Below are 15265 nucleotides of genomic sequence, written 5' to 3' on the forward strand. Positions count from 1 at the left end.
GACCAGCGTCGTGTGGCCAATCCCTGAGCCGGCGGTTCAGCTGGCGGGCTCGCTCACTTCGCGTCCGCCGCCAAGGTGACGGACGCCGTCTGCTTGGAGTTTCCCCGGCGGTACTCGATCGTCACCACGGCGCCCGGCGCATACTTGCGGACGAGGGCGATCAGGTCGGTACCCTCCTCCACTGGCCGCCCGTCGAGCTTTGTGATCACGTCGCCGGCACGGATGCCAGCCGCAGCCGCTGGACCGCCGGGGTCGACGGCGCCGAGCCGGGCGCCGCCACCGGGGTTGCGGCCACTGCTGTCGACCTGGGCGCCGATGACCGTGCGGCGGGCTTTGCCGGTGTCGATGATGTCCTGTGCCACCCGCTTTGCCTGGTTGATCGGGATGGCGAACGCGAGCCCGATGTTGCCGGCCTGCTGCTCGTCGACCGCCAGCGACTTGATCACCGAGTTGACGCCCACGACCCGGCCGCCGCCGTCGACCAGCGGACCGCCCGAGTTGCCCTGGTTGACCGCGGCGTCGGTCTGGATGGCCGCGTAGTAGCGGACCTGACCGCCGGGCTCGCCGGACTGGATGGTGCGGTCGAGCGCGCTGACGATGCCAGCGGTGACCGTGTTGGCGAGCGCGAGCGGAGAGCCGAACGCGAGCACCGGGTCGCCGACCGCGATGGCCTCCGAGTCGCCGAACTCGACCGGCACGAGGTTGGGCCGCGACACCTTGATGACCGCGATGTCCGATTCCGCGTCGTGCCCCACGATCGAGCCGGACGCGGTCGAGCCGTCGTTGAAGACCACCGTGGCGCCGCCGGTCGCGCCCTCGACCACGTGGTCGTTCGTGATCACATATCCATCGGCGCTTGCCACGAAGCCGGAACCGATGCTGGACCCGCCTTTGGTGGCCGCCCGCACGGTCACGACGCTGGGCGCCACGCGCTCGGCCACTCCAGCGAGCGAGTCTGGCGGGCGCTGCGCGGCCGCGGGTGCCTCGCCGGGGTCACCGCCAAGCACGGTGCCACCGATGCCCCCGCGCACCGCCAAGGCATACCCGAGCGAACCGCCGAGCGCGCCGGCCAGCAGCGCCGAGAACATCGCGATGAAGAGCACCGACGTCATCCCGCGCCGCGGTACCGCGTCCGGGTCGGTGACCGGCTCGGGCGCCGCGCCCGGGCTCGGCGGCGTTGGCAGCACCACGGCGGCCGGTGCCCGCGGATCTCGCCACGGGTCGCCGAGCGCGTCGGACCACCAGGGTGAACCGGCATCGTGAGGGGTCACCGGCGGCCTCGCCGACGGCGGCGAAGTCGCCGGCGTCGCGGTGCCGTCGGGCTGGTGCCAGTGCCAGCCGTCCGTCACGTTCGCAGCCTCTCAGTCGGTACTTCGGTCCATCCAGGATGGCATGGATATCCCAGAAGCATTCAGTGGATGCGCCGGCTCCCGTTCCGATACCCGGGCCCGTAGGCTGTTACTCCGACCGGCACCCGGCATACCCCGACCGACATCCCCGCAGCAGGAGGTCCACCATCGCCACGGTCGCACGCTTCGACGGCCTTACGACCGCCCAGGCGCTCCACTTCGCCGAGGGGTACGTTGCCGAGGACATCGTCCTGCAGACCGCGCGCACGCTCGCCCGTGAGGTGGGGCTGGAGCCGGTCGCGCCCAGCTCGGGAGCGGCCTTGCGCCTGCTCGCGGCGGCCGGCGGGGCCCGCGCGGTGGTCGAGATCGGCACCGGCACGGGCGTGAGCGGCGTGTGGCTGCTGCGCGGCATGCGGTCAGACGGGGTGCTGACCACGATCGATCTGGAAAACGAGCACCAGCGCATCGCGCGGCGGATCTTCCAGGAGGCGGGCTTCGCCTCTTCGCGCACCCGGATCATCACCGGCCGGGCCCTCGACGTGCTCCCCCGGCTGGCCGACGGCGCCTACGACATGATCTTTGTGGATGCCGACCCGGCCGAGTACGGTGCCTGCGTCGATGCCGCCCTCCGCCTGCTCCGCCCGGCAGGTGTGCTGGCGCTCAACGGCGCGCTGGCCGGTGGCCGGATCGGCGACCCTGCCGCCCGCGACCTCGACACCGTGACGATCCGCGAGGTGGTGAAGGCGGTACGGGAAAGCGAGGAGTGGATCCCGGCGCTGATCCCGGCCGGCGACGGCCTACTCGCCGCCGTCAAGCACGCCTGACCCGACCTTCTCGTCCTCCGGTGCCGCGGGCAGCGCGGCGAGCCAGCGCAGCAGCGTACGCACGCCCCAGCCGGTGGCGCCTTTCGACAGCACCCCGTCAGCGCTGTCCGCCCAGGACGGCGCCGACATGTCGACGTGCACCCAGCGCTCGCGCCGGTCGCCGACGAACTCGCGCAGGAACAGCGCCGCGGTCACCGAGCCGGCCCCGCGGTCGGGCGCGCTGTAGAGGTCGGCGACGTCGCTGCCGAGGTACTCGACGTAGTCGGCCGCCAGCGGCATCCGCCAGGCCTGCTCGCCCGCCTCCGCGGCGGCACCGATCAGATCGGCGGCGAGCTCGTCGCTGTCGCTGTAGAGGGCCGCGGTCCGCTTGCCCAGCGCCACGGCATTCGCCCCGGTCAGGGTCGCCAGGTCGACGAGCAGGTCGGGCGAGAGGCGCTCGACGGCGTACGCCAGCGCGTCGGCCACCACGAGCCGGCCCTCGGCGTCGGAGTTGGTGGTCTCGCTCGTGAGCCCGCCGTAGTGCCGCACCACGTCGCCCGGACGGAACGCCGAGCCGCTGAGCAGGTTTTCCGCGAGCGGGGCGAGCGCGGTGACCCGTACCGGCAGATCCAGCGCCGCGGCACCGAGCGTGGCCGCGACGATCGACGCGGCGCCGCCCATGTCCTTGCGCATGAGTTTCATCCCGTCGACCGGCTTGATCGAAATGCCGCCGGTGTCGAACGTGATGCCCTTGCCGACCAGCACCACGTGCGTCCGCGCCCGCTCGGGACGCCAGGAGAGCTCGACGAGACGGGGTGGGCTGGCCGAGCCGCCGCCGACCGCCAGGATGCCGCCGAAGCCCTCCGCGGCGAGCTGCTCCGGCTCGCGCACGGTGACGCTGAGGCCGGGCCGCCCGTCAACGGCGGCCACCACCTGGTCGACGAACCATGCCGGGTTCTTCAGTGACGAGGGAGTGTTGGTGAGGTCGCGGGCCAGGCGGGTGGCGTCCGCGGTGGCGAGGGCGGTGGCGAGGGCCTCGGCGTACCGCGCGGGGTCGTCGACGACCACGGTCACCTCGCGCTCGGCCGCCGACTCGTCCCGCATCGAAAACCGGTACGCCGCCAGCGACAGCCCTTCCGCGAGCCCGCGAACGGCTGCCGGCGAAACATCGGCCGGCATGGCCACCGTGATCGACGACTCATCCTCGAACGCCCTGCTCACCGCGGCTCCGGCGACCCTCCAGCCGGCCTCGTCGCCGCTGCCCGCGTGGACCAGCAGGAGGCGTCCCGGCGTACGCAGCGGCCGGCGCAGCACGCATGTCGCGCCCGCCTCGGCGTCGAGGTCGCCCAGCAGCTCCATCGCCTCGGCGCGGGCATCCTCCGGCAGGTCGTAGGCGGTCGGCGGCAGCCCCACCCCGCCCTCCTGCACGAGCGCCGGCAGAGCGACGGCGGGCGCGGCGCCAGGGACGGCAGCGACGCGGATGGCCATCACGGAAACCTCCAGGTTTACGACAGAGAGACCCGCCGGAACGGCCACGACGCCGCGCCGGCGGGTCACAAAGCCCACCCGGTGGATCTTGTGAGATCCCCAGGTGGGCCCTGCAAACATCAGTTATCCGGCGGCGGCCTTCAACGCGTCACCGAGCGCGTTCGCCTCGTCGGGAGTCATCTCGACGACGAGTCGGCCACCACCCTCCAGCGGAACCCGCATCACGATGCCCCGGCCCTCCTTGGTGACCTCAAGCGGACCATCGCCCGTCCGCGGCTTCATCGCCGCCATCTTGTCTCCCCTCAGACCTCTACACCAGGGTCGGTGGGTCTCCCCACAGCCACTCCGTCAGCGTCACCGCGCTCAGGGCCCGCGGTGCCGACCAACGATTTTCCCTGATGAAACCCGCTGGGCCCAAACTGAAGCCGGATTGATGTGACAATATCTAGCTTATCCCGAAACCGGCTGTCACAATGTCCCGTCATGCAGGCACGGTCGGCGCTATTTGACCTCTACGGCGACTACCTCCGCCCCGGGGCGGGCGGGCGCCGGTCGCCGCCCTGGTCAGGCTGCTTTCCCCGCTCGGGATCGCGCCACCGGCGGTGCGTACGGCCGTGTCCCGTATGGTCCGTCAAGGGTGGCTTCATCCGCTTCGGCTTTCGACCGGACCAGGCTATCTACTCACGCCCAAGGCGGCTCGTCGCCTTGACGAGGCGGCCTCCAGGATCTATCGCACCGGCAAGATCAGCTGGGACGGCCGCTTCGATCTGATCGTCCTGGAGCCCCCGGCGTCCCGGCGCGACCGGCTGCGGCTCGCGGCCAACCTCTCGTTCCTCGGGTACGGCGCGCTGGACGAGCGCACCTGGGTGGCGCCCCGTCCGGGCGAGGACGTCGACGGGCTGCTGAGCGAGTCCGGCATCCGGTACGAGCGGTTCAGCGCCAACCACGCGATGGGCGGGCCAGGCGCGATGGGCATGGTCCGCCGGGCCTGGGACCTCGGCGAGATCGGCTCGGCGTACGAGAACTTCGTCGCCGAGCAGCGCGACGCGCTCGGCCGGATCACCAGCCGCAGCAGTGACGAGGAGGCATACGCGGCCCGATTTCGGCTCGTGCACGCCTGGCGTACCTTCTTGTTCCGGGACCCGCAGCTGCCGCCGGCCCTACTCCCGAGCGTTGGGCCGGCACCAGCGCGGCGTCCTTCTTCGACCGTCACGCCGCCCGGCTCCGGCCGGCGGCCGACCGGTACGTGGATCTCTGCTTGGACAAGAAGGGCGCACAACCGTGAACGAGCGTGTGGCGGGGAGCCCGCGCCCGACGACGGTGCGCGAGCGATCAGGGAGGCTCAGTGACCGAACCACTTCTCGTCGAGCGTGACGGCCCCGTCGTCACAGTCACGCTCAACCGGCCGGACTCGCTCAACTCCCTGGACACAGCCCTCAAAGAGGCGCTGCGGGACGCGCTCGGCGCACTGGAGCGGGACCGGACCTGCCGGGCGGTGGTGCTGGCCGGTGCCGGGCGGGCGTTCTGCGTCGGGCAGGACCTCCAGGAGCACGCGGCCACGCTGGAGACGGGTAGCAACGACCCGCTGGGCACCGTGCGCACCCACTACAACCCGATCGCCGCGCGCCTGGCCGGCCTGCCCAAGCCCGTCGTCGCGGCCGTGCGCGGTACGGCCGCCGGCGCCGGTGCGTCGCTGGCACTGCTGGCCGACTTCCGGGTCGGCGGGCCGAAGACCACGTTTCTGATGGCCTTCGCCAACGTCGGACTGGCCGGCGACACCGGCGTCTCCTGGTCGCTGCCCCGGCTGGTCGGTCACGCCAAGGCGGTCGAGCTGCTCATGCTCGCCGAGCCGGTGCGCGCCGACGAGGCGCAGCGGCTGGGGCTGCTCACCCGTCTCCTGGACGACGACGACCTTGTGCTGCCCACGGCGCAGGAGCTGGCCGCCCGGCTGGCCGCGGGTCCCACGGTGGCGTATGGCGCGATCAAGCGTCAGCTCTCCGTCGGCGACGCCGGCACGCTCGGCGACGCGCTCGCGGCCGAGGCGCAGGCCCAGACGATCTGCGGTGCCACCGCCGACCACCGCAACGCCACGGCCGCCTTCGTCGCGAAGGAGAAGCCCGCCTTCGAGGGCCGCTAGACATTGCCCAATGGGCTCGGCTGCGCGCTCTGCTCCGCTCCTCGGTCGCTAGCGCTCCCTGCGATGCTCACCCGCTGTCGCCGAGCGAGTCTTCGTCCTCTTCCTCGGGGTCGAGGTTGGCCTCCTCGCCCAACACGAACGCCTGCATCGCCAGCTCGTCGCCGGCCGGCGAGACGAACGCGGGCAGCTCGCGCGGGCCGAGCTCCATCACGTACGTCCAGAAGACGCGGACCGCCTCCGCTGGGGAGGACGCCTCGATCGGCAGGTCGAGGCTGACCATCCAGGTACTGCGGTCGACGGCCGGCCGGAGGCTGCCGATGATGGCCTGGAAGGTGTCCGGGTCTACCGGGGCCACCGGCCGGTCGAGCGCGATCCGCTCGGCCGGTACCGGCTCGTCGAAGGCCCTCCGCGTGTACGCCACGACGAGCGGCTCGTCTTCGCCGGGCGGCGGGTCGTCCGGGTCGTGTTCGGGCGCGACCATCTGGACCCGGCCGAGCGCCACCACGACGGGTGACTCGTGCCCGGCCACCACCAGCACCTCGTCACCGGGCCCGGGCGGGGCCGGCCGACGCCGGTCAGCTCCAGCGTGTCGTGGTGAAAAAGCCGCTCTGCCTCGTGCCGCTCATCCGAGATGACCACCGCCCAGTGCGCCATCTCGCCATCCCATCACGGGACCTGGACGTGGCACCCGTCGAGGTGGTCGTCGACCATGCCGGTCGCCTGCATCAGCGCATACGCCGTCGTGGGGCCCACGAAGCGGAAACCGCTCTTCTTCAGCGCCTTTGCCATCGCGGTGGACTCGGGGGTGAGCGCGGGGACCTCGGCGAACGACTTCGGGCGGCGGGCGCGCGGTGGCGGCGCGTACGACCACAGCAGTGACGCCAACCCGTCCGGCAGGTCGAGGGCGGCTCGCGCGTTGCTGATGGCGGCCTCTACCTTGGCCCGGTTGCGCACGATGCCCGGGTCGCCGAGCAGCCGGGTCACGTCGGCCTCGCCGTACTTGGCGACGGTCTCGATGTGGAAGCCGTCGAAGGCGGCCCGGAACGACTCCCGCTTACGAAGGATGATGAGCCACGACAGGCCGGACTGGAACGCCTCCAGCGTGACCTTCTCGTAGAGGCTGTCGTCGGTGCGCACCGGCCGGCCCCACTCGTCGTCGTGGTACGCGATGTACTCGGGCGTGCGGCCCCACCCGCACCGGGCCAGCCCATCGGCCCCGATCATGAGGTCGGACATTAGATTTTTCCAGCCTCCACCAGCCGGGCGAACTTCTTCAGCGCCTGGGTCAGGCCCATCTTGGAGCCCGGCCACAGCACCGGCCACGCTACGCGCCCCGCGGCTCCGCCCGGCAGATGGAACCACTCGTGCCACACCACCTGCGTACGAGCCTCGCCCATCGGGGTGCAGCGCAGGACGCCAGGACCGCGCAGGACGCCGCCGAAGTGCACGACACGCACCTCGTACGGCGGGTCGACCCGTACGACGCGCATCTCGTCGCGCAGGACCGCCGGGCCGATCGCGGTGATCGCCTCGACCAGGCTGCCCTCGCCGCCGTCCCCCTCCACCACGCGCACCTTGGTGAACGGGATCCAGTCGGACTGCCGCTCCCACGCGGTGAACGCCTTGAAGACAGAGGCGGCCGCCGCGTTGACGATCACCGTCGCGGTCACCTCGCCCGACCCCGGCTCGGCCGCCGAGCGAAGCTCTTCCTCGCTCACGCCCTCTCGTCCCGGTCGGGGAGCGTCCGGCGGGCGTCCGAGTCGGCGATGTCGTCCGGCTCGTCTTCGACCTCGTCCGCCGCCTCGGCTCCGGAGGCCTCGGCCGCCGCGGTGTCGTCGGCGTCGGCGTCGGCGGCATCGGTGTCGACCTCGTCGTCGGTGTCGTCGCCGATCACCTCGTCGGCCGTCACCGCCGCACCCGTGACCGTCAGGGCGGAGACCCCTGCGGCGGCCGCGGTCGCGACGCCCTCGGCCTCGTCACGCTCGTCGCCGTCCTTGCGCGGCCTCGAGACGTCGCCAAGGTCGACGACGCCCGGCTCCGGGCTGCCATACCCAGCGCCGCCCACGCCCACGCCGGCCGGCACCAGGGCCGCCTCGCGGGCCCGGCGCAGCGAGTCTGCCTCGCTCGCGCGTCCCTCACGCAGCGCCGTGACCTCGGCCTCCAGCACGCCGATGAGTTCGTCCTTGTATCCGATGTCGTACGCCGCCCGGCGCAACGCCTGGTCGACCTGAGCCATGCGGTAGCCGCGCACGGTCGTGTCGAACCGGACTGCCGAGACATCAGCCTCCATCAGTGGCCGGGTGCCCGGCAGCGGCACCGCGCGGCCATCCGGCTCGGCAGTGCCGAGGCCCGAGTCACCGCCGGTCACCAGCACGGTGACCCCGAAAACGACAGCGGCGACGGTCAACGCCACGACGACGAGAAGCAGTACCTGACCCATGGACCGATCGTGGCACGGCCGGCCGAACCGGGCGACCCCGCCACCCCGGTCTAAGTTTTCACGCATGGACGATCTACGCCTCGGTGAACGGGTCTTCGGGCCCGGTGAGCTGGTCGTGATGGCCATCGTCAATCGCACGCCCGACTCGTTCTTCGACCGGGGCTCGACCTTTTCCCCGGACGCGGCACTCCGCGCGGTCGCCCAGGCGGTCGAGGAGGGCGCGCAGATCGTGGACATCGGCGGGGTCAAGGCCGGGCCGGGCGCCGAGGTGGACGCGGCCGAGGAGATCCGTCGTACGGTCGACACGATCACCGCGGTTCGCGCCGAGCACCCCGACGTGGTGATCTCGATCGACACCTGGCGGGCCGAGGTGGCCCGGGAGGCGGTGGCCGCCGGCGCCCATCTGATCAACGACACCTGGGCCGGCGCGGACCCGGCGCTCGCCGAGGTGGCCGCCGCCACCGGCGCCGGGCTCGTCTGCGCGCACGCGGGTGGGCTGCGGCCGCGCACCCGCCCGCACCGGGCCGCCTTCGACGACGTGGTCGCGGACGCCGTCTCGACCGTCACGCGGCTCGCCGAGCGGGCCCGCGACCTTGGCGTACGTCCCGACGGGATCTTGATCGACCCGGCCCACGACTTCGGCAAGAACACCCGGCACTCGCTGGAGATGACCCGCCGGCTGGGCGAGCTCGTCGCCACCGGGTGGCCGGTGCTCGTCGCGCTCTCGAACAAGGACTTCGTCGGCGAGACCCTCGACCTACCAGTGGCGGAGCGGCTCTCCGGCACGCTCGCCGCGACGGCGGTCTCCGCCTGGCTCGGCGCTCGAGTCTTCCGGGCCCATCAGGTGCGACCCACCCGCCAGGTGCTCGACATGGTCGCGTCCATCAAGGGCGACCGCCCCCCGGCGGTCTCGCGCCGAGGACTCGCCTAGGCGCTCACGTCCAGCGGAGGATGCGCTTGCGCCACGCATACAGGATGCCGAGCGCCAGCACAGCGACGAAGATCGCCATCTCCACCACGGTCGTCATGCCGAAGCCGGGGCGATCGAAGACCACCGCCCACGGAAACAGGAACACGCTCTCGACCGCAAAGAGCACATATAGATAAGCATAAACGTAATAACGGATCTGGGCTTGTGCCCAGTCACCGCCGACCGGGTCGACACCGCATTCGTACGCCTCGCGCTTGCCGGCCGGCTCGGCCGGACTGGCCGGGCTCAGCAGCCGGTTGGCCGAGAACGCCCCGGCAAAGACCAAAAAGCCCGCAAGCAGCAATAAACCCAGTGTCGCGTACGACCCCAGATAGCTGTCCACCTGCCGCAGCGTACCGCGTGATCTTGCTTACTTGCCCTGTCTAGGGGTCTCATCCGGCGGACAGGGGAAGGATGACCTCAGTCGTTGGACGTACGCTCGTGGGTGAACAAAACAAGGCGGGGCCCGAACAACCGGGTGTGCCCACCCGCCGCTGCCGGCTCGCAAGGAGGTCAGGGGTCAGTGACCAAACAGGTCCGCCAGCTGGATCGGGTGGTCATCCGGTTCGCTGGCGACTCAGGCGACGGCATGCAGCTCACCGGTGACCGCTTTACCTCGGAGACCGCCCAGCTGGGCAACGACATCTCGACGTTGCCCAACTTCCCGGCCGAGATCCGCGCGCCCGCCGGCACGCTGCCCGGAGTGTCGAGCTTCCAGGTGCACTTCGCCGACTACGACATCCTTACCCCTGGCGACGCGCCCAACGTACTCGTGGCGATGAACCCGGCGGCTCTCAAGGCCAACCTGGTTGACCTGCCCCGCGGCGCGGACATCATCGTCAACACCGACGAGTTCACCAAGCGCAACCTGGCGAAGGTCGGCTACGCGGCCAACCCGCTGGAGGACGGCTCGCTCGACGGGTATGCGGTGCACCCGGTCGGCCTCACGTCGATGACGGTGGGCGCGCTGGCCGAGCACGACGTCTCGAAGAAGGACGCCGAGCGCGCCAAGAACATGTTCGCCCTGGGCCTGCTGTCCTGGATGTACTCCCGGCCGTACGAGTCGACGATCCGGTTCCTGGAGCGCAAGTTCGCCGCCCGCCCCGAGCTCGTCACGGCCAACATCGCCGCCTTCAAGGCGGGGTGGAACTTCGGCGAGACGACCGAGGACTTCAGCGTCCGGTACGAGGTGAAGCCGGCCAAGATGCCGCCGGGCACGTACCGCAACATCACCGGCAACGCCGCGCTCGCGCTGGGCATCATCGCCGCGGGCGTGCGCTCCAAGCTGCCGGTCTTCCTCGGCGCGTACCCGATCACGCCGGCCTCGGACATCCTCCACGAGCTGAGCAAGCACAAGCGCTTCGGCATCACGACCATGCAGGCCGAAGACGAGATCGCGGCGATCGGCGCCGCCCTTGGCGCGGCGTATGGCGGGTCGCTCGGCATCACCACCACCAGCGGCCCGGGCGTTGCCCTCAAGGGTGAGACGATCTCGCTGGCGGTCGCCCTCGAGCTGCCGCTCGTCGTCGTCGACGTGCAGCGGGCCGGCCCGTCGACCGGTATGCCCACGAAGACCGAGCAGGCCGACCTCAACATGGCGCTCTTCGGCCGGCACGGCGAGGCGCCGGTGGCGGTGATCGCGCCGCGCTCCCCCTCCGACTGCTTCCACGCGGCGATCGAGGCGGCCAGGATCGCGCTGACCCACCGCACGCCGGTGATCCTGCTCTCCGACAACTACGTGGCCAACGGCTCCGAGCCGTGGCTGCTGCCCGACGTCGACTCGCTGCCCGACCTGCGCGTCGAGTTCGCCACCCAGCCCAACGGCGAGGACGGCAGCACCTTCCTGCCGTACCTGCGCGACCCACGGACGCTCGCCCGGCCGTGGGCGATCCCAGGCACCCCGGGGCTGGAGCACCGGATTGGCGGCCTGGAGAAGGCGGACAAGACCGGCGACATCTCGTACGACCCGGCCAACCACGACTTCATGGTGCGCACCCGAGCGGCCCGGATCGAGGCGATCGAGGTGCCCGACCTGGAGGTCGAGGATCCCGACGGCGACGCGCGGGTACTGGTGCTCGGCTGGGGCTCGACGTACGGGCCGATCGGTGCCGCCTGCCGGGCGCTGCGCCAGCGTGGCCAGTCGGTGGCCCAGGCGCACCTGCGCCACCTCGCCCCGATGCCACGCAATGTGGGTGAGGTGCTCCGCCGGTATGACCGCGTCGTCATTCCGGAGATGAACCTGGGCCAGCTCGCCAACGTCATCCGGGCCCGCTTCCTCGTCGACGCCATCCCGTACAACCAGGTCCGCGGCCTGCCATTCACCGCCGCCGAACTGGAGACAATGCTGGAAGAAGTGGTTAAGAATGCCTGAGCCAGTCGCACTGAAGCTCACCGCGAAGGACTTCAAGTCCGACCAGGAGGTGCGCTGGTGCCCGGGCTGCGGTGACTACGCGATCCTCGCGGCCGTGCAGTCGTTCATGCCCGAGCTGAACATTCCGCGCGAGCGGATCGTCTTCGTCTCCGGTATCGGCTGCTCGTCCCGCTTCCCGTACTACATGAACACGTACGGGATGCACTCGATCCACGGCCGCGCCCCGGCGATCGCCACGGGCCTCTCCGCCACCCGGCCTGACCTGTCGGTATGGGTGGTCACCGGCGACGGCGACGCGCTCTCGATCGGCGGCAACCACCTCATCCACGCCCTCCGGCGCAACGTCAACCTCAAGATCCTGCTCTTCAACAACCGGATCTACGGGCTGACCAAGGGGCAGTACTCGCCGACGTCGGAGCTCGGCAAGATCACAAAGTCGACGCCGGCCGGGTCGGCGGACTCCCCGTTCAACCCGCTGTCGCTGGCGCTGGGCGCCGAGGCGACGTTCGTGGGCCGGACGATCGACTCCGACCGCAAGCACCTGCAATCGGTGCTGCGGGCCGCCGCCGAGCACAACGGCTCCGCGTTCGTGGAGATCTACCAAAACTGCAACATCTTCAACGACGGCGCCTTCGACGAGCTCAAAGACCCCGGCACCCGCGACGACTACCTGATCCGGCTGGAGCACGGGCAGCCGATCACCTTCGGCAAGGACGGGCAGTTCTGCGTGGTGCACCCGCCCGGCGGCTTCGGCCTGGAGGTACGGGAGACGGCCATGGTCTCGCCCGAGGAGATCGTCGTGCACGACGCCGGCGTGGCTGAGCCGGCCTACGCCTTCGCCCTCTCCCGCCTGCCCGGCCTCGACCTGCGCAACACGCCGATCGGGGTCTTCCGCAACGTCTCCCGGCCGTCCTACGACGACCTCGTGCAGAGCCAGCTCGAGGCGGCCAAGGCAAAGGTCACCGGTACGCCCGAGGACCAGCTCGCCGGCCTCCTGAGCAGCGGCGACACCTGGACAATCATCTAGCTATTCGAAGCATCGGCTCCGCTCCCGTCCAAGGAGCGGAGCCGCGTGTTGTCAGCGGTTGCGCTGGCGGTACGTGGTGGTCGCCGCCTCGATGCGGTTACGCAGGCGCTGGTCGCGGGAGATCGCCCGCTTGCCCTTCTGGTACAGGTAAACCCCGCCGCCGATCACGGCCGCGCCCACGATCAGGTACACAGCTACACCCAGCAGCGCCTTGAGTAGTGCGATCGCGATCCAACCCACTGCCACCACGGCGACGACACCCACCGCGGTCCAGGCCAAGAAACGTCCCATACACCCAGAGTGCTCCTCGCCCGCAACCGCCGCATCAGGGAAAACCCCGGCATCGCTCTTGCGCTCGACGCGGCCACTGTGAAAATTTCCTTCTACCAAGAGGTAGGAGGCGGCGAATGTTGTCGAAGAATCGACCCCTGGGGAGGGCGCTGCTAGCCGCGCTGGTCGTCGCCGGCGGGCTCGTGGCGCCGGCGGCACCCGCGAGCGCCGCGCCGGCAGCCCCCACCTGTACGACGAACCCGGCCACGCCCAAGCGGCAGTTCCGGGCGATGTGGATCGCGAGCGTCACGAACATCGACTGGCCGAGCGCGCCGGGCCAGAGCGAGGAGAAGCTCAAGGCGGAGTACCGCGCCTGGCTCGACCTGGCCCAGCGCCTCAACCACAACGCGGTGATCGTGCAGGTGCGACCCACCGCTGACGCGTTCTGGCCGTCGCCGTACGAGCCGTGGTCGGAGTGGCTCACCGGCGCGCGGGACGGGGTCTCGCCCGGCTGGGACCCACTGAAGTTCCTGGTCGCCGAGGCGCACGCGCGCAACCTTGAGTTCCACGCGTGGTTCAACCCGTACCGGATCTCGATGCCACAGGGCGCTGGGCCGGACCTCACCAAGCTCGCGCCAAACCACCCCGTGCGGCAGCACCCGGAGTGGGCGGTGCCCTACCCGATCGACGCGGCCGGGTCGCGGCTCTACTACAACCCGGGCATTCCGGCGCTACGGGACTTCGTGCAGCGGGCGATGCTCGACGCGGTGGTGAAGTACGACATCGACGGCGTGCACTTCGACGACTACTTCTACCCGTACCCGGCAGCTGGGCAGGACTTCGCGGACGACGCGACGTTCGCGCAGTACGGCGCCGGCTTCGCGAACAAGGCGGACTGGCGGCGCCACAACATCGACCTGCTGGTCCAGGAGTTCGGCGCGAAAGTGAAGGCGGCCAAGCCGTGGGTGAAGTTCGGCATCAGCCCGTTCGGCATCTGGCGCAACAAGGCGACCGACCCGCTCGGCTCGGACACGAACGGGCTCCAGTCGTACGACGCGATCTACGCGGATACCCGCAAGTGGGTCAAGCAGGAGTGGATCGACTACATCCTGCCCCAGGTGTACTGGCACATCGGGCTGGCCGTGGCCGACTACGCCAAGCTCGTGCCGTGGTGGTCGGACGTGGTCGCCGGCACGCGGGTGCACCTCTACATCGGGCAGGCCGACTACAAGATCGCTGACCCCGCGCAGCCGGCGCCGTGGCAGGACCCGGCCGAGATGTCCCGCCACCTGACCTTCAACCGCGACTATCCCGAAGTGGACGGCAACGTGCACTTCAGCGCGGTACAGGTACGGGCGAACAAGCTCGGCGCCACCGACATGTACGCGGCCGAGCACTACTCCCGCCCCGCGCTGGTACCGCAAATGCCGCACCTCGACCGGACGCCACCGCTGTTTCCGCTGGTGACCGGGGCTTCGCGGGCGGCGGACGGCGCGGTGACGCTGCGCTGGAAGCAGCCGCTGGGCCACGCGACGTCGTACGCCGTTTACCGCTTCGACGGTCTCGCGCTGCCCGGCCGCTGCGGTTTGGCCGACGCGGCGCACCTGATCGGTACCGCCCGCGGCACCTCCTACGTGGACACGACCGCGGCGCCGGGTGCGAGATACACGTACTACGTCACGGCTCTGGATCGGCTGTGGAACGAGAGCACACCGAGCCTGCCGTGGCCCCTGATGCACTAAGCGTTCTACCAGCGTCAACGACATTTAAGGATTTATGCAAGGCGATCCCCCGAGACTGTGGACACCTCGGTTGACCCACCGGTAACCGAGGCTGGTTCCCCTTCCATCCCATGGAGGAAATGTGTCCCGTCGGGTCGCAACCCTGCTCGTCGCCGTACCTGTCGCCCTGCTCACCCTGCTGGGGCTGGCGGGTCCGGCGGCGGCCGCGCCGGCCGACAAGCCCGTCGTCATGTCCAACTGGACCCAGACCAGCGTGTCCAGCTACAACGCCTGGAACTCCGCCCGCCAGAACCAGGGTGCCTGGGCGGCGTACGGCTTCGACTGGTCGACCGACTACTGCTCGTCGAGCCCGGACAACCCCCTCGGGTTCGACTTCGCCCTGTCCTGCTACCGGCACGACTTCGGCTACCGCAACTACAAGGCGATCGGCCAGTTCCCGGCCAACAAGTCCCGGCTGGACAGTGCCTTCTACGAGGACCTCAAGCGCAAGTGCAACACGTACAACGCGGTCGTCCGGCCGGCCTGCCTGGCCCTCGCCTGGACGTACTACCAGGCCGTGTCGATCTTCGGCTCCGTGAGCCGCGCGGACATCGACCGGGCCGCGCTGCTGCTGCCGGCTGGCTCGGCCCGCTAAGCAAACCTTCGGACGCCCGGCCGCGTACTCGCGG

15 protein-coding genes and 2 pseudogenes are annotated in these 15265 nt (G+C 70.6%); 8 read left to right on the plus strand and 9 right to left on the minus strand.

Annotation, left to right across the window (positions count from 1 at the left end):
- Positions 1–53 precede the first annotated feature (53 nt).
- Positions 54–1349, minus strand: a complete 1296-nt coding sequence (locus Pflav_RS30815; protein ID WP_173040253.1) for a S1C family serine protease — start codon at positions 1347–1349, stop codon at positions 54–56.
- 245 nt (positions 1350–1594) lie between these two features.
- Here Pflav_RS30815 and Pflav_RS30820 point away from each other — a divergent pair, with 245 nt between their 5' ends.
- Entirely contained in the window at positions 1595–2173 is a 579-nt protein-coding gene (locus Pflav_RS30820; protein WP_173042727.1) for an O-methyltransferase, read from the plus strand.
- Here Pflav_RS30820 and Pflav_RS30825 read toward each other — a convergent pair.
- Both Pflav_RS30825 and Pflav_RS30830 read right to left on the minus strand, forming a co-directional pair.
- Positions 2147–3643, minus strand: a complete 1497-nt coding sequence (locus tag Pflav_RS30825) for a leucyl aminopeptidase family protein (RefSeq protein ID WP_232072110.1) — start codon at positions 3641–3643, stop codon at positions 2147–2149. The two genes, Pflav_RS30820 and Pflav_RS30825, sit on opposite strands and share 27 nt — an antisense overlap.
- 120 nt (positions 3644–3763) lie before the next feature.
- A complete protein-coding gene (locus Pflav_RS30830) occupies positions 3764–3931 on the minus strand; it encodes a DUF3117 domain-containing protein (RefSeq protein ID WP_007455245.1) in 168 nt (55 codons plus the stop codon).
- Positions 3932–4123: 192 nt separating this feature from the next.
- Between Pflav_RS30830 and Pflav_RS30835 the strand changes: the two are divergent.
- Both Pflav_RS30835 and Pflav_RS30840 read left to right on the plus strand, forming a co-directional pair.
- A pseudogene (locus Pflav_RS30835) lies at positions 4124–4925 on the plus strand (PaaX family transcriptional regulator).
- A gap of 60 nt (positions 4926–4985) precedes the next feature.
- A complete protein-coding gene (locus Pflav_RS30840) occupies positions 4986–5777 on the plus strand; it encodes an enoyl-CoA hydratase-related protein (RefSeq protein WP_173040256.1) in 792 nt (263 codons plus the stop codon).
- A gap of 67 nt (positions 5778–5844) precedes the next feature.
- Here Pflav_RS30840 and Pflav_RS30845 read toward each other — a convergent pair.
- The 4 genes and pseudogenes from Pflav_RS30845 to Pflav_RS30860 form a co-directional block, all read right to left on the minus strand.
- Positions 5845–6431 (minus strand): annotated as a pseudogene (locus tag Pflav_RS30845) (hypothetical protein).
- 12 nt (positions 6432–6443) lie between these two features.
- Entirely contained in the window at positions 6444–7013 is a 570-nt protein-coding gene (locus Pflav_RS30850; protein ID WP_173040257.1) for a DNA-3-methyladenine glycosylase I, read from the minus strand.
- A complete protein-coding gene (locus Pflav_RS30855) occupies positions 7013–7495 on the minus strand; it encodes an SRPBCC family protein (RefSeq protein ID WP_173040258.1) in 483 nt (160 codons plus the stop codon). The genes Pflav_RS30850 and Pflav_RS30855 overlap by 1 nt, the downstream gene beginning before the upstream one ends.
- Positions 7492–8217 (minus strand): DivIVA domain-containing protein, encoded by a 726-nt coding sequence (locus Pflav_RS30860; RefSeq protein ID WP_173040259.1) that lies wholly within the window; start codon positions 8215–8217, stop codon positions 7492–7494. Before Pflav_RS30860 ends, Pflav_RS30855 begins: the two co-directional genes overlap by 4 nt.
- 64 nt (positions 8218–8281) lie before the next feature.
- Here Pflav_RS30860 and folP point away from each other — a divergent pair, with 64 nt between their 5' ends.
- Entirely contained in the window at positions 8282–9148 is an 867-nt protein-coding gene (folP, locus tag Pflav_RS30865) for a dihydropteroate synthase (protein WP_173040260.1), read from the plus strand.
- A gap of 4 nt (positions 9149–9152) precedes the next feature.
- Here the strand turns inward: folP and ndhC are convergent, their stop codons facing one another.
- On the minus strand, positions 9153–9530 hold the full coding sequence (gene ndhC / locus Pflav_RS30870) for an NADH-quinone oxidoreductase subunit A (RefSeq protein ID WP_173040261.1): 378 nt from the start codon (positions 9528–9530) through the stop codon (positions 9153–9155).
- Between the two features lie 180 nt (positions 9531–9710).
- Here ndhC and Pflav_RS30875 point away from each other — a divergent pair, with 180 nt between their 5' ends.
- Entirely contained in the window at positions 9711–11558 is a 1848-nt protein-coding gene (locus Pflav_RS30875) for a 2-oxoacid:acceptor oxidoreductase subunit alpha (protein ID WP_173040263.1), read from the plus strand.
- Complete coding sequence (locus Pflav_RS30880; RefSeq protein ID WP_173040265.1) at positions 11551–12585, plus strand: 2-oxoacid:ferredoxin oxidoreductase subunit beta; 1035 nt, start codon at positions 11551–11553, stop codon at positions 12583–12585. The genes Pflav_RS30875 and Pflav_RS30880 overlap by 8 nt, the downstream gene beginning before the upstream one ends.
- Positions 12586–12636: 51 nt before the next feature.
- On the opposite strand, the gene Pflav_RS30885 is transcribed toward Pflav_RS30880, so the two are convergent.
- Positions 12637–12876, minus strand: coding sequence for a hypothetical protein (locus Pflav_RS30885; RefSeq protein WP_173040267.1), 240 nt, complete (start codon positions 12874–12876; stop codon positions 12637–12639).
- 116 nt (positions 12877–12992) lie between these two features.
- Between Pflav_RS30885 and Pflav_RS30890 the strand changes: the two genes are divergently transcribed.
- Together Pflav_RS30890 and Pflav_RS30895 are read left to right on the plus strand one after the other, a co-directional pair.
- Complete coding sequence (locus Pflav_RS30890) at positions 12993–14597, plus strand: glycoside hydrolase family 10 protein (RefSeq protein ID WP_173040269.1); 1605 nt, start codon at positions 12993–12995, stop codon at positions 14595–14597.
- Between the two features lie 121 nt (positions 14598–14718).
- Positions 14719–15231, plus strand: coding sequence for a phospholipase (locus Pflav_RS30895; protein WP_173040271.1), 513 nt, complete (start codon positions 14719–14721; stop codon positions 15229–15231).
- Positions 15232–15265: the final 34 nt, after the last annotated feature.

The sequence above is a fragment of the Phytohabitans flavus genome (genome assembly GCF_011764545.1).
Classification (GTDB): domain Bacteria; phylum Actinomycetota; class Actinomycetes; order Mycobacteriales; family Micromonosporaceae; genus Phytohabitans; species Phytohabitans flavus.